The organism is Cytobacillus sp. IB215316, from assembly GCF_033963865.1.
GTDB lineage: Bacteria > Bacillota > Bacilli > Bacillales > SM2101 > Nanhaiella > Nanhaiella sioensis.
This window is the reverse complement of record NZ_JAXBMC010000003.1, coordinates 251,785-272,750: the sequence shown is the minus strand read 5'-3', so window position 1 is coordinate 272,750 and position 20,966 is coordinate 251,785. Positions and strand designations below refer to the sequence as shown.

The 20,966-nt window shown below is 35.8% G+C and carries 15 protein-coding genes and 1 other annotated feature (1 of these 16 running past the window's edge); of the genes, 5 read left to right on the top strand and 10 right to left on the bottom strand.

What is annotated here, in order from left to right; genetic code table 11:
- Nucleotides 1-7: 7 nt before the first annotated feature.
- Together SLH48_RS08335 and SLH48_RS08330 are read right to left on the bottom strand one after the other, a co-directional pair.
- Nucleotides 8-2,407 carry a penicillin acylase family protein gene (locus tag SLH48_RS08335; protein WP_320257788.1) on the bottom strand — a complete coding sequence of 800 codons (2,400 nt, stop codon included), beginning with the start codon at nucleotides 2,405-2,407 and terminating at the stop codon, nucleotides 8-10.
- A gap of 512 nt (nucleotides 2,408-2,919) precedes the next feature.
- Nucleotides 2,920-4,104, bottom strand: coding sequence for an amino acid deaminase/aldolase (locus SLH48_RS08330; protein ID WP_320257787.1), 1,185 nt, complete (start codon nucleotides 4,102-4,104; stop codon nucleotides 2,920-2,922).
- A 165-nt stretch (nucleotides 4,105-4,269) separates the two neighbouring features.
- Here SLH48_RS08330 and SLH48_RS08325 point away from each other — a divergent pair, with 165 nt between their 5' ends.
- From SLH48_RS08325 to SLH48_RS08315, 3 genes are all read left to right on the top strand, one after another.
- Complete coding sequence (locus SLH48_RS08325) at nucleotides 4,270-5,166, top strand: 5'-nucleotidase, lipoprotein e(P4) family (RefSeq protein ID WP_320257786.1); 897 nt, start codon at nucleotides 4,270-4,272, stop codon at nucleotides 5,164-5,166.
- A 36-nt stretch (nucleotides 5,167-5,202) separates the two neighbouring features.
- Nucleotides 5,203-5,829, top strand: a complete 627-nt coding sequence (locus SLH48_RS08320) for a nitroreductase family protein (RefSeq protein WP_214481112.1) — start codon at nucleotides 5,203-5,205, stop codon at nucleotides 5,827-5,829.
- An 83-nt stretch (nucleotides 5,830-5,912) separates the two neighbouring features.
- On the top strand, nucleotides 5,913-6,884 hold the full coding sequence (locus SLH48_RS08315; protein ID WP_320257785.1) for an HD domain-containing protein: 972 nt from the start codon (nucleotides 5,913-5,915) through the stop codon (nucleotides 6,882-6,884).
- Nucleotides 6,885-6,937: 53 nt separating this feature from the next.
- Here SLH48_RS08315 and SLH48_RS08310 read toward each other — a convergent pair whose 3' ends face one another.
- Together SLH48_RS08310 and SLH48_RS08305 are read right to left on the bottom strand one after the other, a co-directional pair.
- Nucleotides 6,938-7,126, bottom strand: a complete 189-nt coding sequence (locus SLH48_RS08310) for a hypothetical protein (RefSeq protein ID WP_320257784.1) — start codon at nucleotides 7,124-7,126, stop codon at nucleotides 6,938-6,940.
- Nucleotides 7,113-8,591: a TIGR00341 family protein gene (locus SLH48_RS08305; RefSeq protein WP_320257783.1), complete on the bottom strand. Its 1,479-nt coding sequence runs from the start codon at nucleotides 8,589-8,591 to the stop codon at nucleotides 7,113-7,115. Before SLH48_RS08305 ends, SLH48_RS08310 begins: the two co-directional genes overlap by 14 nt.
- A gap of 190 nt (nucleotides 8,592-8,781) precedes the next feature.
- On the opposite strand from SLH48_RS08305, the gene SLH48_RS08300 reads away from it, so the two are divergent.
- Nucleotides 8,782-9,705, top strand: coding sequence for an ABC transporter ATP-binding protein (locus SLH48_RS08300; RefSeq protein ID WP_214481117.1), 924 nt, complete (start codon nucleotides 8,782-8,784; stop codon nucleotides 9,703-9,705).
- The gene (locus tag SLH48_RS08295) at nucleotides 9,702-10,802 is read left to right on the top strand and encodes an ABC transporter permease (RefSeq protein ID WP_320257782.1); all 1,101 of its coding nucleotides are present in this window, start codon (nucleotides 9,702-9,704) and stop codon (nucleotides 10,800-10,802) included. Before SLH48_RS08300 ends, SLH48_RS08295 begins: the two co-directional genes overlap by 4 nt.
- A 199-nt stretch (nucleotides 10,803-11,001) precedes the next feature.
- On the opposite strand, the gene SLH48_RS08290 is transcribed toward SLH48_RS08295, so the two are convergent.
- The 6 genes from SLH48_RS08290 to ileS all read right to left on the bottom strand — a co-directional run bounded on the left by SLH48_RS08290 (nucleotide 11,002) and on the right by ileS (nucleotide 20,478).
- A complete protein-coding gene (locus tag SLH48_RS08290; RefSeq protein ID WP_320257781.1) occupies nucleotides 11,002-11,601 on the bottom strand; it encodes a TasA family protein in 600 nt (199 codons plus the stop codon).
- Between the two features lie 64 nt (nucleotides 11,602-11,665).
- Nucleotides 11,666-12,217, bottom strand: coding sequence for a signal peptidase I SipW (gene sipW / locus SLH48_RS08285; protein ID WP_320257780.1), 552 nt, complete (start codon nucleotides 12,215-12,217; stop codon nucleotides 11,666-11,668).
- Between the two features lie 114 nt (nucleotides 12,218-12,331).
- A complete protein-coding gene (locus SLH48_RS08280; protein ID WP_320257779.1) occupies nucleotides 12,332-14,197 on the bottom strand; it encodes a fibronectin type III domain-containing protein in 1,866 nt (621 codons plus the stop codon).
- Nucleotides 14,198-14,676: 479 nt separating this feature from the next.
- The gene (locus SLH48_RS08275) at nucleotides 14,677-15,492 is read right to left on the bottom strand and encodes an MBL fold metallo-hydrolase (protein ID WP_320257778.1); all 816 of its coding nucleotides are present in this window, start codon (nucleotides 15,490-15,492) and stop codon (nucleotides 14,677-14,679) included.
- Nucleotides 15,493-16,065: 573 nt separating this feature from the next.
- On the bottom strand, nucleotides 16,066-16,812 hold the full coding sequence (locus SLH48_RS08270; protein WP_320257777.1) for a TerC family protein: 747 nt from the start codon (nucleotides 16,810-16,812) through the stop codon (nucleotides 16,066-16,068).
- Nucleotides 16,813-17,403: 591 nt separating this feature from the next.
- Nucleotides 17,404-20,478 (bottom strand): isoleucine--tRNA ligase, encoded by a 3,075-nt coding sequence (gene ileS / locus SLH48_RS08265; protein ID WP_413785404.1) that lies wholly within the window; start codon nucleotides 20,476-20,478, stop codon nucleotides 17,404-17,406.
- Between the two features lie 309 nt (nucleotides 20,479-20,787).
- Nucleotides 20,788-20,966 (bottom strand) — a binding site (T-box leader) (it continues 58 nt past the right edge of the window).

Sequence of the window (20,966 nt, the reverse complement as noted above, 5' to 3'; positions counted from 1 at the left end):
AGTTTATTTATTTCGGTTTCAATAACAATAAATGCGCATTTTTCTGGTAGTTATCAGAATCTGTGCTTGTCACATGATACTCTCCTTCAGCCCAGCTTTCCATTTGATCGTGGTAGTTTTTACTTAATACGTGTCCGCTTTGACCAGGTCCAACAACACTATAGCTTGTTGTCATATCAGCTAAATCTTGTATTACTCGCCATGATGCACCGTGATTAACTTCTCCTGTTTCTCTATTCCAACTAGCTGCTTTGACAGTAATATTACTACCGCTTACCGGGATTGGTGATGAGTTAAATAATAAATTTAATGGTTTAATTGCGGCAAGAGGGTGACTAAAAATAATTTCGTGAAAATTGCCCCATTTCCACTTATCTACATTATTCCCTTGTAGCTCAGCCGCTTTGTCAATAGCTCGCTGTAATGCATTCAAAACAACTTTGTCTAATCCCCCTGCGTCTTCAATCCACGGCCCTGGATTTCCTCCAATTGCCCTTCGAATCAGTTCATCAACAACTTGTGATTTTCCCCTAAAGAAACTGATCATATCCTCGTCGATCTTATCTTCAAACAACACATTTGAGATTTCTTCCATCCAAAAATGAAAAACGAGCGGTTCGGCTAAGTCCTTATCATCAATAAAATTCCATTGACGCATTTTACTTAACACTTCATCATCAATCGATCTTAGTTGAACATTATTTAATAGCGATAAGAACATTGGTACAAACTCTTCTGCGTATAAGTTCTTGTTATCAAGTTGAAGGTTTTTCATATCCTCCATTGAAAATGTATCTTTACTTAATAACACATCGCGAATCCGTTGTTGTCGATATGGCTGCGCCCATATATTTGACAGATGATAGGGATAACTATCATCAACTACTTTATTATTTGCAGTCGAAATAAACCCTTCTTCTGGATTTACGATCGTTGGGAGCTCCTCCCAAGGAACAAAGCCTTCCCATTCATACTCACCTGTCCAACCAGGAACAGGTACAAGACTGGTCCCATTCTTTCGAATTGGAATTAACCCATTTGCACGATAAGCAATCGTTCCATCTATTGACGCAAAAACAAAATTAGAAGCTGGGGCATAAAAGTATGTGAGTGCGTCTTTAAAATCATCCCAGTTCTCAGCCCTCCCAAATTTCAATACTACTTCAAGCTCTGGTGAAGGTTCGAGTGCCGTCCATTTCAGCGCAAGTGCTGTTTCTGGCTTCTCATCATGCGCAAACTCAGAAATAATAGGCCCATGACGGGTTTCTAGAACTTGATAATCAATGTCTTCTCCATCTTTAACAGCAATTGGCTCTTGTATGACTGTTGCTTTTTCCCATTCACCCATGTATTCAAATTCTAAGTCATTTTCTGGATTCCTTTTTTCAATATATAAATCTTGTACATCAGGACCAACATTCGTAATTCCCCACGCTATATGCTCATTTCTTCCAAGGATGATTCCAGGTGCTCCCGGTACAATTACACCGCTTACTTCAAAATTTGATGTTTTTAGATGTGTTTCAAACCATATAGAAGGAGTTGCAAGCCCGAGATGAGGATCATTCGCAATATATGGATAGCCCGATTCGGTTTTTTCCCCTGCTACAACCCAATTATTACTTCCATTTAACTCATTTGGCATATGAGCAGCTGCCAAGCTTTGTTTCACATCAAGTGGATTTTCACGTAATGCTTGCAAAATAGTTGCCCCGTCTTCAGGGTATGTCGGGAACAGATCAAATGTTTGTTCGTCAGAAAAATTTTGAGCTAAGTAATAGCGGAAAGCTTGCCCCTCCCAATGACCTCCTAAGTCATACGCCATATACTTACCTACAAGAATTGAATCATAAACAGTCCACTTGTCCGGTTTATAACCCATTAACCGAAATTCAACAGCAAGCCCCCCCTCTTCATTAACTGTATCGATGAATGCATTTACCCCATTGGTATAAGCTGTTAATATTCGCTGTGTCTCTTCTGATAAAATATCCCATGTCTCATTTGCAACACGATGTAAGCCAATTGTGCGGAAAAATTTGTCCGTATCGACTGCACTTTCACCAATGACTTCACTTAATTGACCTGATGCTTGACGTCGAATTAAATCCATTTGAAACAGACGCTCTTGTGCGGTCACGTACCCTTGAGCAAAAAACAAATCTTGTAAATTATTTGCTTCAATATGAGGAATACCCATTTCATCACGGTATACGGAAACTTCTTGTTGTAATCCACTAATTATAATTTCACCTTTTGTTTTTGGTTTACTTTGTAGAACGTAAATATATCCGGCTGTAAGCAACAGAGCGCAAACAATAATAATTGTAAATATACTATAGAATACTACCCGACGACGTTTCGTATTAAAAAGAAGTCGCTTACTTTTTTCTGATGGTGCCTCCAATAAACTCACCCCCTTTTATTATATTAATATTCATAATATTCTAATAAAAAGAACATAATCCTTTATATTACATATACTCATACCTATGCGCAGTATTAACGAAAAACTAATCTGGTGGAATTTATGTGCTTCTAACAAATATCAACCAAATGTATACAGAACTAAAACATCGGGTTTTATAGGTTCTTTTCGTAAACTTACTTTAATTTTTGTTACAAAAATTTGAGCAACTGATGTGTATGATATGATTTTTATAGTTTTTAGAGAAGAAAAAATGCCACGAGCATTAGATATATTCATGTTTAGGTCTTATTACGAAAATCAACAATCAATGGGAAACAGTCTTTTCAAAGTTTATAAAAACTCATGAATGACATCATAAAAAAAGATAGGAAATTAAAAAACTAGGTGGAGAAAATACTCCACCTAGATTAGAAAAATGATGCTACAACTGCTTATTAAGGTATGTATTAAAACTTAGTGTCTGGCTCATTTTGTGTAACGGCCGTATCCTATAAAAAACATTGCCCCTCACCTCGATAGGTTGCATATTCTCCTACGATTTCACCTTGTGAAATACCATACAAACACGAAAATCTCTCACATAGTTCACCACTTTTGGCATGGCGGAAAAATATCGGATCACCTAAAGATAAAGGTTCTGACCCTTCATAGAAAACCGGTGTTTGAACTTCTCCCGCCCCTTCCAAGGCATGCAAGCGAGCACCTGATGGCAAATACGGCTTAGGTATTTTATCATTTCCAACTGCACCTGAAGCTATATATCCACCACCAAGACATGTATAATACCGATCTTTCGGAGTTCTAACAATCTCTAACGCATAGCCTGCAGCAGGTTTATATTGGAAATCTTGATAAGAATCAAACAAGCTTGGTGAAAAAAATCCGGAACCTACTGTTACTTCCGTAACAACGTGCTCTTTACAAGTTGATGATAGGCTCCCTGTACCGCCTCCGTTAACGAACCTCAATGAAAAACCAAGATCTTCTACCCTTTTAACAACCTCTGCTCTTCTTTCACTAATCGCTTGAATCGAATGACTTTTTAGCTTTCTTACAATAAAGTTTTTTGCTGATTTTCCTGCTACAGCATCACCTACACCAGCAACCTGCGCTTCGTAACCCATTATGCCGTCTAGTTTAACGTATTGGCATTTTTTTATTACTTGCCCAATGTCATCCACATGTTTGGCAGATTGCAAAGGTGAGCGGTATACACCGAATCGAAAGCGTGGAAAATCGACAGACATATCTACGTCTATACAAATGGGGATCACCACGTTATACGTTGCACCAACTTGGTCAATTAGCTTAACATGTTCTACAGAATCAACCATTAACGTGATTAAAAAGCCTTGCTTAACCTGCTCTGCAATTGCTGTTAAATACGATTGATCTACAACAGGGTAAGCAATTAACACATCATTAAAACCATAATTAGCTAAGAAAATTGCCTCATTAGCAGTAAAGCACATAATGCCTTCAAACTGTTCATTACTTTCAATAATTCGTTTCATTATCGGTACACTTCTTATTGATTTACTACCCAAGCGTATTTTTTTTCCGTTACTGGCCTTTAAAATTTCTGTGATATTATCATCAAGTAAATCCAGATCAATATAAGCAAATGGTTTTTGTATATGCTGTAAAGTGTCTTTATAATATTGATAATTCATGTAAATCGCCTACTTCCTTATCAAATTAAAAAAATTCTACGATATCTCCCACTATTTTAACAGAAATTTCTGACAACAATCTACCTATTATCATATTCATAATTTTACTCTTTCAGTAAAAAATATAGAGGATCAATGTACTAACAATATAAAGGAGCTGAAAAAATGTGTTCAAAATTGTATTTGATTCGTATTGGGTTCGTTAGCGCATTATGCTTCGCAATTATTACAGGCTGCGGTACACCTAATGCTAATGAAGAGACCGGCGAAAATGCAGCTGGAGAAGAAACAACTGAAGAGCAAAATGAAACAAATGAAGAAGCACCCCAAGCTTCAACGGTTAATATCCCTGCTGAAAATATTATGTCTACCTTATGGCATCAAACGTCTGGCGAACGAAATGCTTTATATTATCAAGGATATAATATTGGCAAAATGATGCTTGACCAAAATTTGACAGAGAATATTGAAAAGAAGAGAGCAATCGTTTTAGACCTTGATGAAACTGTTTTAGATAATGACCCGTACCAAGCGTATGCGGCTGTAAATGAGGTTGAATATCCTGAAGGATGGGATGATTGGATTAACTCGGCTAGCGCAGAGCTTTTACCTGGTGCACTTGAATTTCTACAATATGCTGACGAACAAGGTGTTGATATTTACTACATTTCAAACCGTAAAGAAGAACAAAAGGAAGCTACAATTAAAAATATGGAGTATCACGGAATTCCTCAAAGTACTGAAGACCGTATTTTGTTGAAAACAGATGAATCCAGTAAGAAAGCAAGAAGGGATCAAGTTCTAGCGGACCATGAAATCATTCTTCTCTTCGGAGATAATTTAGCAGATTTTGCTGATGTTTTTGATAAACAGACTGTTCCAGAGCGTAACTCTTCGGTAGATGACTTAAAGGCTGATTTCGGTTCAAAGTTCATAGTATTTCCTAATCCAATGTATGGCGATTGGGAAGGAGCTGTATATGATTTCAACTGGGATTTAACACCTGAAGAGAAAGATGATAAAAGGAAAAAGGCTATGAAACCATTCGAACGAGCAAGCTAATAGTAAATGTAATAAACATACTCAAGGAGGAGCAATATGACTACAACCAATGTTGATTTAACAACTGTAATTAATGACAGACACTCTATCCGGGTTTATGACCCTTCAGTAAAAATTGATAAAAATGAGCTTAACGACATGATTCAGGAAGCAGCAAAAGCTCCTTCCGCATGGAACCTTCAGCATTGGAAATTTTTAGTTATTGATGACCCAGACTTACAAAATACCTTATTGCCGATTGCCTTCAATCAGCAACAAGTCGTTGATGCGTCAGCAGTCATTGCCATTTTAGGTGACCTTGAAGCAAATAAAAATGCTGAACGAGTTTACAGTGAAGCAGTTGCAGCTGGATTTATGACAGAAGAAGCAAAGTCCACATTAATTGGACAAATAAATGGAGCATACCAATCTCCAGAAGCGGCTCTTCATTCTGCCATACTTAATCCTTCCCTTGCGGCTATGCAGCTCATGCTCATAGCAAAAGCGCGAGGTTATGACACTTGCTCTATGGCTGGCTACGATAGCGCACAGTTCATCAAAACATTTAACATTCCTTCACGGTACGTACCAGTCATGTTATTAACGATTGGAAAAAAAGCGAAAGATGCCCATGCAACAAATCGTTTTCCTGTAGAAGATATAACACTTTATAACAATTTTTAACTAAGTGAGGAGCACCTGCAAAAGATGCTCCTTCTAATTATCATGATATAATACTCCTTATCACATAAAGGAGATCTCAATTAATGATTATTCATGATAAGATTTATGGCAATTTTGAAATTGATGGTGTATTAAAAGAGCTCATCCTATCTCCTCCTGTTCAAAGACTTAAGAAGGTTCATCAAGGAGGAGCTTGCTATTTAATGAATGAAAAATGGAACATAACCCGCTACGATCATTCTATTGGTGTAATGTTGCTAATAAGAAAACTTGGTGGCTGTCTAGAGGAACAAATTGCTGGATTATTACACGATGTATCACACACAGCTTTCTCTCATGTTGTCGATTACGTATACGAAAATGAGAATGAAGATTTTCATGAACGAATATTTGACAAGATCATTGAGCAGTCTGATATCCCTACTATCCTCTCAAACCATGGGCATGACTATAAAGAAATACTCTTCCCCATGGAACAATGGTCAATTTTAGAACAGCCTTTACCGGAGCTATGCGCTGATAGAATCGATTATACACTTCGAGATATGCATAGTTATTTTAATATTTCAAAGGATGAAATAAACAAATTTTTGAATTCATTAATTGTAAAAGAAGAGAAAATCTGTGTAAAATCACTTCAAAGTGCCGAATGGTTTACTGAAACATACTATAAAGAGGTCATTGATTTTTTCATGAGTCCAGAAAATGTTTATAGCTACCATCTTTTAAGCAAAGCTATAAAAATCTCCTTACAGCATAAATTAATAACATCAGATGATTTGTTAGACGATGATTACACCCTATTGAGTAAACTAACCACCAGTAATAATGCTGAAATACTCGCAATCCTACAACAAATCAATAGCAATGTGAAGTTAGAGCTCAATAATACCCATTACGATATTCACGGAAAACATAAAGCAAGACTCATTGATCCAGCTGTTGTTATAAACAATTTTATTAAGAAAGCATCGGAACTCTCCACATCGGTAGCACAACTTAATGACCACGCAGCACACAAGTTTCGTGAAGGCGTGTTTATAAAAATCGTATAGCATATTGTAAACAAAAGAAGAATGGGTGTTGACTAGTATCTTTTAATGGTGAATTACATAGTTGTTAAACAAATGGACTTACCAATAACAGTAAGTCCATCTACATCTTTATCGAGTTTTGTCGAAAGACTGATAAATTTAACAATCTGACCCATAAAACTGTAAAATTGACCGATAAGAGCTACCATTAAGTCGGAAAAATGTTCAAATAAAGATTTATATAGAAGATTACGATGCATCATTTGTTTGATCCTCTGAAACAGACTCTTCAGTTTCTTCTTCCTTCACTTCCGGGTCCTCTTTTACACTCTCCTCTACTTCTTGTTCTTCATCAATTACCGGCTCGTTATATCGCAAAACGACCATAACCTTTCGTTTGAGCTGACTTTCTAAGACACTTTCAATCGTCTTCTTAAATTGATCATCTAAGATGGATCCCCCGTCAATAGTGAGTTCAACTAAATACGCCCCTGTCCCACGCTGATACTGAAACATAAAATCTTCAAGTTCTGTACCTTCGAATAATAGCAGCTTTTCTGATACCACTTGTTCGATAACTTCTTCAGGTGTACCTGTTTCGATGACTTCAACGATTTTTTCTTCAGGTTTTGGAAATAACGACTGAAAAGCATTAGTGGAAGTCTCATTACTTACTTTTTGAACGAGTGTCACATCTGCCTCCAATTTTACAGGTGAAGCTAACTTATATTCCAAACTATTCTCAAGCTTGCGAATATCCTCTGGATAGATCACTCTTTCAGTATTTAATTCTGTATTAATCGTATATTCATTTTCCTCTTTGTTAAATTCAACGGACACAATTTTTGATTCAGGTGAGAGAACAGTTAATCCTTCTTCAAGTGCGTTCCTAATTGTTTTCTCTGTCCTGTCGGCCTCTATAGAATTCGCCATAAATATGATCAATGGGATACAAATTAAGAGGAGCAATGTAAATGGATAAATGATGTTATTCGTCACTAGTCTACTAAACAATGTCTTGCGTTCTTCGTTAACGGATATGTTTAAATAATTTGATAGCGTCGGATTGGTAAATCCAGCAATTTTAAAAATAATAATACCTATCACGATAATTGCTACCATATTTGCAAGAAATAAAAGTAATGCACCTGCAGCGTATTGAAATTCTTGCTTGGCAATCGTAATTCCAACTACACATAATGGCGGCATTAACGCGGTAGCTATCGCCACCCCAGGTAGTGTAGCACCTGACCGATAACATATCGCATACGTCCCTGCGGCCCCAGAAGCTAAAGCAATAATTAAATCAATTAATGTAGGCTCTGTTCTAGAAAGAATTTCTGGTGTTAAATCTGATACCGGTAGTAGCAAGGTTAATAGTGCTGACAAGATGATCGCAATTGATGCCCCTATAAACTCTGCTTTTATCGTCACCCTCAATAATTTGTTATTTCCGTTAATCAATGCAAGTGCACTACCTAGTATAGGATTCATCAGCGGTGCTATTAACATGGCGCCTATAATTACCGCGGTACTATTTGATAATAAACCGTATGTTGCTACTGAACATGACAATACAACCATGACGTAATAATATGTATCTGGTCTAGCTTCTTTCCTTATACTTTTAATAATCCGATTTCTATCATTTACTGATAGTATCCGTTTAAGCTTTTTTACCTCATTTACGTGCCCAAGTTCATCGGCATCGTTTATTCTTTCTTCCATATTATTTAGTCCTCACTAGTTTTAAATGAATTATACATCTGATCTTAATAGATTAGAAGATTATTGTAAAAATAACCTAGTCAACACATGCTTTTATTGTGAGAAAAACAAAACAATCGTATCCAAATTAGGAAAATGCTACAATAATATTTATGGGAGTTTCACTAGTACTAGTGAGGAGGGTACATACATGGAACAAGCACCAATTATTGAAGTTAAAAAACTTGTGAAAAGGTATGGGGATTTCACCGCTGTCAACGGCGTGGAGTTCAATGTTTATAAAGGTGAAGTATTTGGCTTATTAGGGCCGAATGGTGCAGGCAAAACAACAACGATGGAGATGTTAGTCGGCCTACGTAAACCAGATGATGGCACAGCAACAATTGCAACTTTTGATATAAAAAAAGAAATGAAAAAGGTTAAAAATGTGATCGGTGTTCAACTACAATCTACTTCATTATTTGAGTTACTTAAAGTTGAAGAGATTTTAGAGCTATATGCAAGTTTTTATCCTACTAACGTCTCAATTCCAGCATTAATTGACGAAATGATATTGACTGAAAAGAAAAATGATCGGGTTAAAGCTCTGTCTGGTGGACAAAAGCAACGTCTAGCAATCGCGCTAGCTTTAATTCATGATCCGCAAATTTTATTTCTTGATGAGCCGACAACAGGATTAGATCCACAAGCAAGAAGAACCTTATGGGACATTATTCTTAAATTAAAAGAAAGAGGTAAATCCATTATGCTGTCTACACATTATATGGATGAAGCTCATATCTTATGTGATCGCATTGCTATCATGGATCGAGGTCATTTAATCGCATTAGATACACCTCCGAACTTAGTAAAGAACCTTCAATCAGATAGTGCCGTTGAATTTCGACTACAAGGTGGAAATGGCACAGATTTCTCACACATCGATGGCGTCAAACAAGTTGGTCAACGAGAAGATGTGTATGTTCTATATACAGATCATTTGCAAAACACGTTAACGAGCCTCATCGAAACAGCTTCAAATGAACATCTTGAATTAATTGACTTACAAACGAGAACCGCCACATTAGAAGATGTGTTTATACATATGACAGGAAGGAGTTTGAGAGAGGAATGAAAGCGTATTGGCAATTAACTTTAGCTCAGCTTCGCATATTTGCACGTAATCGGCAAGTATTATTTTGGACATTATTTTTCCCCGTATTTCTCATGCTCATGCTCGGCTCATTCCTCGGATCAGGCAACAGCATCTCTCTCTCATTAGCTATTATAGATGAAGAGAAATCGGAGTCGAGTAGTGAATTTATTGCAGTTTTTGAAAACAATGAAACGATTCAATTAGAACAAGACATCACCGAAGAAGACGCTTTAGATCTATTAAAGAAAGGAGATTTTCAGCTAGTAGTCATTATTCCTGAAGGTTTTTCTGAAAGTATGACCGAAGTAAATGAAGATGAACCTGTATTTCAGATCCCAGTCTATTATAATGAAACAAATTTTGCAGTTTCTCAAATTGGCTTAACACTTGTTGATAGTGTAGTTGATGGAATTAGTAAGCAAATGGTTGACTATCATCCTGTCGTAGTAACAGAAGCACAAGGTGTTGAAGCCTTGGATCTACAATATATTGATTTTCTTGTACCAGGAATCGTTGCAATGATGATTATGAGTAACAACATGAACGGTGTTGCAGGACAAATTTCAGCGTGGAGAGAGCGAGGCATTTTACGTAGAATGCAAGGCACAACACTTAAGGCTTCAACTTTTATTGCTGCACAAATAACAGCAAGATTATTACTTAATGGCTTACAAGCAATGATTGTTTTGCTTATTGGAAATATCGTTTTTGATGTTCAAGTAAGTGGCTCATGGCTTAACCTTACCTTATTTGTTATATTAGGAACGTTAGCATTTATGGCTATTGGCTTTATTATTGCCGGAATTGCCAAAACACCAGAAAGTGCAGCTCCAATTGCAGGCTTTCTGTCATTCCCTATGCTATTTTTAGGAGGCGTATTTTTCCCAATTAACAATATGCCTGATTTTTTACAGCCTGTTGTTAAATTGCTTCCTATTTCACATCTGAGCACAGCTTTACGTGAAATTATGAATGTAGGTGCGTCACTGACAACTATGTGGCTAGAAGCGATCATCTTGATCGGTTGGCTTATAGGTGCATTTATCGTGGCGAGCTTCACGTTTAAGTGGGAATAATGACAACTATAAGTTATAATGTATTTCCTGTAGAGTTAATTTTTTATGTCTTACTATATTTTTAAAAATAGTCATTTATATTAATATAATCTTAAAAAGCCGATGTAATCATTTTAAAGTTACATCGGCTTTAATTATTGTTATTTTTTTAACTGTTATTAATTATTTATATTATTCCCACGAAATGTAAAGTGATATTTTATAAGTCGTTGGCCCTTTCTGGATCGATTATATCAGCTTGTTTAGCATCAAATGATAATACTAGGTTATCGATAGAATCACCTTTTTGGTGATTTTGATTATTATTATCTTCATATGTAATAATAATTTCAACTTCAACCGGCTGAACATCATCAGGTGTTAAAGCTGCATTGATAATATTTTTTTCATCAGCTGATTTTGCAGCAAGTAAAGAAACACCATCTAGTCCATCAATAAGTTCATCATCTACACGTATTTCTATTTTGAGGTCCTCATCTAATTGATTTAAAGAATCGTCGGTATCAATTGGGTTTGCGTCTGTAAGTTCATAGTTCATATCAAACAATACTTCTTGGATATCTAGTGTACCTATATTCGATAATTCAATTGTTCTTGTCATCTGTTCACCTGGTAATAGATTTGATACTTTAAACAATGCCGTATGTGATGGATCTGCTAGTAAATCTAAATTACCTGCTGTAATCTTATTGCCTGCAATTTCTTCTGTTTCAGTAATAAATGCAAATGTCCCACCTAGTAAAGATATTCCCATTATCAAAGATCCTATTGCCAACCCTAATTTCGTTTTCTTCTTCATCTTATATTCCTCCTTATGTTTTATATAAACCTTTATAAAAAACTTGGTGTAACTACGAATACTTCTAAAGTTCTTTTCCCCTGCTTTTAGATGTATCTGTAAATATTTCCTTAAATAAACTAAGTGCGTAGAGGATAAATAATATAGCTGGGACGAGTAGAAGAGTAGCACTACCCACCTTTGATTTCGAGTAATTAGCAATATACCCCATGTATGGGATAGTAAACCCGTCGTATTCTGCAACTACTTGTTTTGACCATACTTCATTTGTATCTGGCGTCGCGTTATTATCTCCTTTGGTCGTATAAAAAACATCGCCATTCTCATTTCTCACATCTATAACACGATGTGTTATGAGTACATTTTCGTCTCTCATATAGGTGATGACGTCCCCTTTATTAAAACGAGTCATATCTCCACCAGGCTTTACCGCAATGATCGATCCAGCTTTTATTGAAGGTTCCATCGATCCAGATAACACTGTTTTAACTTGATATCCAAATATGGTAGGCTCATTTGCAGAAAATCGCGAAATGACTATTAATAAAACCATTATAAGAAAAACTGACCCTAAAAGAATATTTAACAGCATACTCACTCTTTTTTGAAGTTTCATCTCTAGCCCCTTTATTTTTAAATATATAACTCTACTACAACAGTTGGAGCGAACTATAAGTATAGTCCACTCTATATCATTGAGATTGAGTAGATGTCAGCAATCACTACTATATCAATGAGTATATTCATACTCATCCGAATCAAATGCTGCTGTACCAGAGGAGTAAGTATAAAAGAATAATACAATATCACCATTTGTTAGATCATTGATTGTATACACCCATGATTCATCATTATTAGCTGTGGCAATGTTTTGTTGTTGTGCACCATTTATTGTATAGTGTAAATCTACAAAACTAGTTCCAGCTATGTTTGGTGTGAATATAAAAGTTGCACTGTCACCATTGTTTATCATTTCAATTGTAAAGTCTTCATGCTCAATCGTTTCGTCAACAATGTCTGCAGTATCTGTTAAAACATCAACTGTGCTTCCAGTTGATTGATTACCTGACTCATCTTTTGCAATAACTGTAAATGAATATGTTGTATTTTCTGTCAATCCAATAACCTCATAGTTTGTCAATGTTGTACTGTCTATATAAACTCCATTTTGATAAATATCATAATTTACTACCCCAACATTATCAATAGATTCATCCCAAATAATCATTATAGTCGTAGCACTTTTTGCTGATACAATAAGGTTATTAGGTGGTGCAGGTGCTTCTGTGTCATTTCGTATGATTCCTCCACCTAATCCTACGATATAGCTATATTGATCTGATTCATATGCTGGCTGACCTAAAGTATATGTGTACGAGAAATCAATCGTATCACCTTCACTCAGATCTATGATTGTATATTCCCATTGTCCTTCATTTTCGTTCATGCGAACATTTTGCTGTACCCCACCATTGACAGCATAGTGTAGATCTACGAAGTCTGACACACCATTAGTCGGATTGAACATGATTGTAACTTCGTTGCCATGATCAATAACTTCGATGGTATATTCGTCTTCAACGATTATATAGTCATTATTACCTATTGGTTCTTCATCGGTTGTCACTTCTATAAGATCACTTGCGTTAGATTCATTTCCTGCCGCATCTTTGGCAATTACTTTAAATGAATATGTGCTGTTATTTGTTAATTCTGTAACATGATATACAGTCGATACCGTACTAGCTATGATTTCTCCATCTTGATAAATATCATACTCTACTACTTTGATATTATCTGTTGCAGCATCCCATGCTATAGTCACTGTTGAATCACTTTTTTGTATGTATGTAAGGTTTGTTGGTGCCGTAGGTGGTTCTGCATCAGGCGTACTTCCTCCACTAGATCCAACGGTATAGCTATATTCAGGTGTGTCATTTGCTTGTCCGCCTAATGTATATGTAAATGAATAATCGATCGTATCCCCTGCACTTAACCCTCCGATTGTATATTCCCATGTTCCTCCATCGGCATTCATACGTACATTTTGCTGTGTACCATCTTCAACATCATAATGTAAATCTACGAAGCTAGATTGACTACCTTTAGGAGTAAACCTTAATGTAACTTCGTTGTTTTGATCAAGTATTTCAATTATGTACTGTGCGGCATTCGTTGTCACAATTAACAGGTTGCTTGCAATTGATTGATTACCAGCAGCGTCCTTGGCAACTACTTCAAATGTATATGTCGTGTTTTCTGCTAATCCAGAGACATGGAAAGTAGTTGTTGTTGTAGAGGAAATAAGCACTCCATTTTGATAAATATCATAGCTTTCAATTGCTATATTGTCAGTTGCTGCTGACCAAAGTAAATCTACTGTTGTTTCACTTTTATTAGTAAATCTCAGATTTGTTGGTGCTGATGGTGAGTCACTGTCTACAGAAGTAGTTGTAATGAAACCAGCGAATGTTTCCTTATCAGTAAAAAATGAGGACGTTGGTGAGGTAAAAGTGTGTAATGATACTAATCCTACATAGGAAATAACTACTAAATAGATTAAAAGTCTACTAAAAATAAATGCTATTGTTCCCAATAAGAGCCTCACCTCATTCAATTTGTGAGTGAACTTTTTACTACGCATTCAACTCAGTAAACCATTATACTGTACTATACTAAGTAATTGTACCTAAAAAAAATTACCATTTTAACCTAATTCATACTATCACTTTTTTATTCATCGTTCAAGAGCAATGTTTGATTGAAAAACCACTTCTCATGAACGAAAAAAAGACACATATTTCCCCCTAAGTATTTTTCATTCAGTTTTGTCGTATACTTGTTGTTAGTTACAGTAAATTACGAAAGCAAAACGTGATGATATGCGCTTTGTCTTTGTTATGTAGTAGATAAAAAGATGAAACGATAGTTGTATACTTGTTTATTTTGTTAGCAAAACAATCCAAATCAACAATAACCTTTCATTAAAAACAAAAAGATTGTATTTCATATTTAAATTACTTACCATTCGTAATTTGTAATATAGAAATACAACCGTTCTAAAAAATTCTTTCTTTATCCAAGTAACTTTTCTTCGTTAAGAATTGATCGTACGATATGTGATGCAGAATTTTCGAAAAGAGAAAAATAGTTTAGTGGGGTTCTTTTCGGAAAAAGCTGTTTTTGAATTCTTTTTGGAGATACCCCTTTTGTGTGAAGTGTAAGTACTTTATGTTGAATGTCTTCCAAGTAGGCTAACTTTATAGCAATTTTATTTCTTCCATCCTCAATCACCCCTGCATGAGAGCAAAACATTGTTGTGAAATCGTACGTTAATATTTTTTTCATAGATTCGATTAATACAGGAACAGATTCAAACGCAAACATGGATTTCGGTCGTGACATTAAGTAAAGATCGCCACTGAATAACCAACCAGTATCCTTGTTAAATAAGACAACATGATCGTGAGCATGGCCTGGGGTATGAATGACTTCAAATTTATATTTCTCTGTTTCGATAATTGGAGGGATTGCTTGAGGGGTAAAAGGCTTCCTATTTCCCCAAAATAACCTTCTATACAATGGTATTGGTTTTACGTGAGTGCAGTCATCTACACCTGATTCGTGCACATACATCGGCACATCATAATGACCTTGTATCCATTTCGATAACCCTGTATGGTCTTCATGATGATGAGTATGAACAACTTGTGTAAAAGGTATCGTTTTTAAATGTGATTTTAAGACATCCTCAATGCTGCTGGGACCAGTATCAATTAACAAACCATCAACAAAGTATAGATAGCTTTTTAGCTTAACGTTCATAAAAGAGACAGTGGACTGGACTATTTTTACTCCTTGATAATCAAAATGAGTTAGCACCTTTTTCATTCCTTTCAAGTCCATCTTTTTATAACAGTATAATTTATTTGATAAAATACTTACAAGTAATTTTTAGATAATTATGAATTTTAGTTATGAAATGGAATTTTATAATAAACATAAGAATGACAAACTATTATGCTAGTCAAATTTCTTAGTGAATGATTAATAACATACTGTATACTTTATCCCAAAGCCCCTTTTGAAAGTATCATGATAGACTTACTGTTAAACGAGATAAAGATATTAAATATGAAATACTTGAGGATGACTATATAAAAATTACTCATGTGTCATTAGATCAGAATGAAAATGATCAACAAACGCGATGAATTATACAATAATTAAAGACAATGTATTCACAAGTTTTGAACTTTTAAAGAAAGCAACAGATTTAGATATTGATACGGAATGGTCGCAGGAACAGAAAGTTAATGCCCAGGCGGACTAGAAGGAGTTCCAGTAAAGAAAAAAGAAGGATAAAAAAAGCAGCGAATAATGCCTTTTTCTATCCTTCTATTATATCTGGTCACTTCTGCTAAGCTGCAATACTTATAGTTAAGTAATCAACAGTTTTGCTTATCATTCACCTAATTCAGTTCCTTCAGCTTGTTTACCATTTCTTCTAATATAATGAATAATGAAGGTAACAGCGAATACCGCTAATAAAACTCCAAAAAACAGTCCTTCTTCGACATGGATGCCTAAAGTAGCAGCAGCAAGCATTTTTAGACCGATAATAGCAATTAACACAAATGCAGCTGTTTCAAGCTCAGGTATACGCTCTATAAGCGCTAAAAATACTTGAGCAATACCACGCATCATTAATACACCTAACATACCACCGATAAAAATAACCCAAATCTCACTCGAGACTCCAAAAGCAGCTATAACACTATCAATACTGAAAGCAATGTCCATGAGCTCCACAGCAAGCACTGTTCTCCAAAAGCCCATTTTCTTGTTTTTCACTTTTTTCTCGCTATGCTTCTTGATAAAGTGGGAAATCGCAAGCCAAAGCAAATATGCTCCACCGAGAATTTTTACCCACGTAATTTTTATTAAAATGACACCTAAGCCGATAGCAATAAAGCGGAACACATAAGCACCAAGAATACCATAGAATAAAGCTTTCTTCTTTTGCTTTTCAGGAAGGTGTTTGACCATAACCGCTAAAACTAACGCATTATCAGCCGATAATAAACCTTCTAAAATAATTAAACTACCGATAATAGTCCAATTAGTAGGATCTGATACGACTTGTTTAATTGCTTCTAATGAAAAAAATGATGCATAGCTATTAAATATTTCTTGAAAAAACTCTATCATAAAGCTTCATTTTCCCCTTCAATTACGACCTTATCGATCTTAATAATATATCCATTGTAACTTTTGCTAGATTGTATGATTTAGCTCTAGTACAAAAAAGCTTTCTAGTTTTTTATTTTTATCTCTCTTTTTCTAATTGGATTTTAATGCTCACAAATTCTAATTATAATCGTTTCTTACATGTAAGTAAATAAATACTCCGAACCATAAGATAATAGAAGATATTAACAAAGATCTATCCCATTCACTACATTTCTTATGGACTACGTTAAACAGCATAAATCAGGTGGCTAGTTTCTCCACCTGATCTTGTACTTTCAATAAATATGAGTGATTCAACCTTTAATCTAGGTATATATTGGCATCTTTTACTTAAGCTCTTCTCATAAAACTTTGTTTTTATTAACAAATTTGTACCATAAGAAGTGGCTTTATATTTTCGTCATCATTTTACAGTCGAACAGATGCCACGAACATTAGTGATATTCGTGTTTAAAGCAACAATTAAAATGGAAACAGCCTTTCCCTTCAAACCTCTTAAGCTGTTCCGATTTTTAAAGATAGCAACAGATTTCATTTTAGCTACCTATTTTACTTAATAACAATTCGAACCGTGTCGTTTCCTACCTTTACTTCTTCAAAATTAGTTAACGATTCAACAAATTCAAGTTCGTTCACTAATAAATTCTCACGTAATAAATGTTCAAAGCTATTCACTGCTTGTAGCATTTCATCATCAAGCTGCAGTGAAATATCGATTCTTTTTTCAACAGGTAACAATAATTTCTTACGATATTCCTGAACTGCACGAATGAGCTCTCGAACTTTCCCTTCATGTAAAAGATCAGCTGTCAATTGTGTGTCCAGAAGAACCGTAACTGAAGCTCCTTCTGCCATTTGATATTCGCCAATTGTTGATTTTTCTACAATGATATCCTCTAAACTTACCTGAAACTTCTTACCATCAATTTCCACAGTAAGTTCTTCCGTTTCTAACAGAGCTGCCACTTTACTTGCTGATTGACTCTGAAGATACTGATGAATGTGACTGCTGTATTTGCCATATTTAGAGCCAGCTTTTTTAAAATTTAACTTTAAGGAATAATGAAAATATCGACTCTCATTACTCTCATTCATAATCACTTTAACATTTAATTCTTCTTTAATGATGTCAGTATGACTTTGTAACCGTGTGAACTTCTCATCTTTGGTCATGATAATAAGCTGTTGAAGTGGCTGTTTCACTTTCAATCCTGCATTATTCCGAGCTTGCCTTCCGAGTTCTACAATTTGGCGTGTTGCATCCATTTCAAGTTCAAGCTGATGATTAATGATTGTATCGTCCACTACAGGATAGTCGCTTAAGTGTACACTTTCTCCCGTCAAGTTCTCAAAAACATCATCGGCAACAAAAGGAGTGAACGGAGCTAACAATTGACTACTTTTCGTTAGCACTTCATAAAGCGTCGCATATGCAGCTAGCTTATCATCGTCCATTCCCTCACGCCAAAAACGCTGGCGCGTTCTTCTTACATACCAATTGCTTACTTCATCCATAAAAGTATTTAATAACCTTGCAGCTAAAGTAAATTGGTAATCATCAACATACAACTTTACTCCTCGGATCGTACTATTTAAGCGAGATAATACCCAATGATCTAAGCTCGAATAATGAACATTTGTAAATAAATCAGGTGAGATTTGATCAATGCTTGCATATAAAGTATAAAAACTATGCACATTTACAAACGTGTCAACGAGCTTAGACTTAGCTTCAGCAACGACTGCTTTGGAAAAACGCTTCGAGTTCCAAGGAGCACTGTCTGCTATAAGCGCCCACCTTAACGCATCTGCACCAAATTCTTCAATTAATTCTAGTGGATCAAGAACATTCCCTTTACTTTTAGACATCTTTTGGCCGTTTTCATCGAGAATATGACCGAGTGAAAGTACTCTTTTATATGGAGCTTTTCCTGTGAATAATGTCGAGATTGCTAACAAACTATAAAACCAACCTCTAGTTTGATCAATACCTTCGGCAATAACATCAGCAGGAAATTGATCTTTAAACAATTCTCCGTTCTCAAATGGGTAGTGGTGTTGGGCAAATGGCATTGAGCCACTGTCAAACCATACATCCACTACCTCTGGAGTACGGTTCATATTGCCCCCACAGCTTCGACATTCAACCTTCACATCGTCAACATAAGGTTTATGCAGTTCCAAATCTTTATCAACATGCTCTACACTGTTCGCTTGCAACTCCTGAATGCTTTTTGGGACAAATTGTTGATCGCACTGTTCACATGTCCAAATGTTTAGAGGCGTTCCCCAATATCGATTTCTACTTATATTCCAATCAACAACATTTTCTAAAAATTTGCCGAACCTTCCGTGCTTCACATGTTCTGGGTGCCATGTGACCTGTTCGTTATTCCTAAGTAAGCGATCCTTTACAGCAGTCATTTTAATGAACCAGCTATCTGTCGCATAGTACAGTAACGGTGAGTCACACCTCCAACAAAAAGGATAACTATGCTCATATTTTTGCTTATGAAACAAAAGATTGTTTGCTGCTAAATATTTGATAATATCTACATCACAATCTTTCACAAACCTCCCTGCAAACATCTGAAGGTCATCTGTGTAACGTCCTGATTCATTGACTACATTGACGAAGCTTAACTCATATTGTTGTGCAGCGCGATAATCATCTTCTCCATATGCTGGTGCAATATGGACGACACCCGTTCCGTTACTATCAGTTACAAAATCCGCCTCAATAACAATATGACCCTTCTCTACAGAGATGTTGTCAAATGGAGCGTCATACGCTATTCCTACTAGCTCATCCCCCTTCATTCGTGAAAGAAGTTGATAATTTTCTTGTAGTACATTTTCAGCTAATGCTTCTGCTACGTAATACACCTCTTTACCTTTTTTAGCTTTTACATAGGTTATTTGAGGATTAATAGCTAATGCAACATTTGCAGGAAGCGTCCAAGGTGTTGTCGTCCAACCAAGAAGATATTCATGTTCACGATCTTTGATAGGAAATTTAACAGTTACACTTAAATCCTTTACATCTTTATATCCTTGTGCAACTTCATGGGAGCTTAACGATGTTTGGCAACTAGGACAATATGGTGACACACGATGTCCTTTATATAAAAGTCCTTGCTCATGAATCGTTCCAAGAATATGCCATACACTTTCGATATAACTATTTTCTAATGTCACATACGGATCCTCTACATCCACCCAATAGCCAATTAGCTCTGTAAAGGTGCTCCATTGTTGTTCATAAGCAAACACACTTTCTTTACACTTGTTTATAAATTTTTCGATCCCATATTTTTCGATATCATGCTTACCCGATATTCCTAATTGCTTTTCAACACCTAATTCTACAGGTAAGCCATGTGTATCCCATCCTGCTTTGCGTAACACTTTATATCCAGCCATCGTTTTATAACGTGCGACTAAATCTTTAATAACACGACCTAACACGTGCCCTGCATGGGGTAAACCATTTGCAGTGGGCGGTCCTTCGTAAAATACAAAGCTTGTGCTTTCTTCTCTATTGCTAATTGATTGTTTAAATGTATCCTCTTTTTTCCAACGTTGTTGGACTCTCTTTTCTCTATCGCTTGCTTGTTCTTTCACATCAACCTTTCTCACAGTACCACTCCTTTTAATTTTGGCTGTTTCGTATTATTGTTTTCGTTTTGAAAGTTTCATGGCATCTTCATACCATGATTGACTGTTGTAATTTAATAAGGCTGTTTTCGCATTGATTGTTGCTTTTCGTACTTAGATTTATAGGACCAATTCCTCTAGAGTTCGTACCATCTTTTCTACTTCATACTGTCCATATTTAGTAAAAATAACAACAAAGCTTATGACAAGAGCCTTTAATAAACGTAACAAAGGATACGAAAAGAGCTTAAAAGCACACAAAAAACCCCATCCCTATAAAGGGACGGGGTATCCGCGGTACCACCCTTTTTCTATCGACGCCGGTCAATAGCACTTAGCAACGTACAATCATACGTGTTCCTATTAACGGGGGAAATCCGTTCAAGCTTACTTCATTCAGCTTGACTTCTCGGAGATGATTGTTCAACTAAAGTCCGAACGCTAGCTTTCAGCAC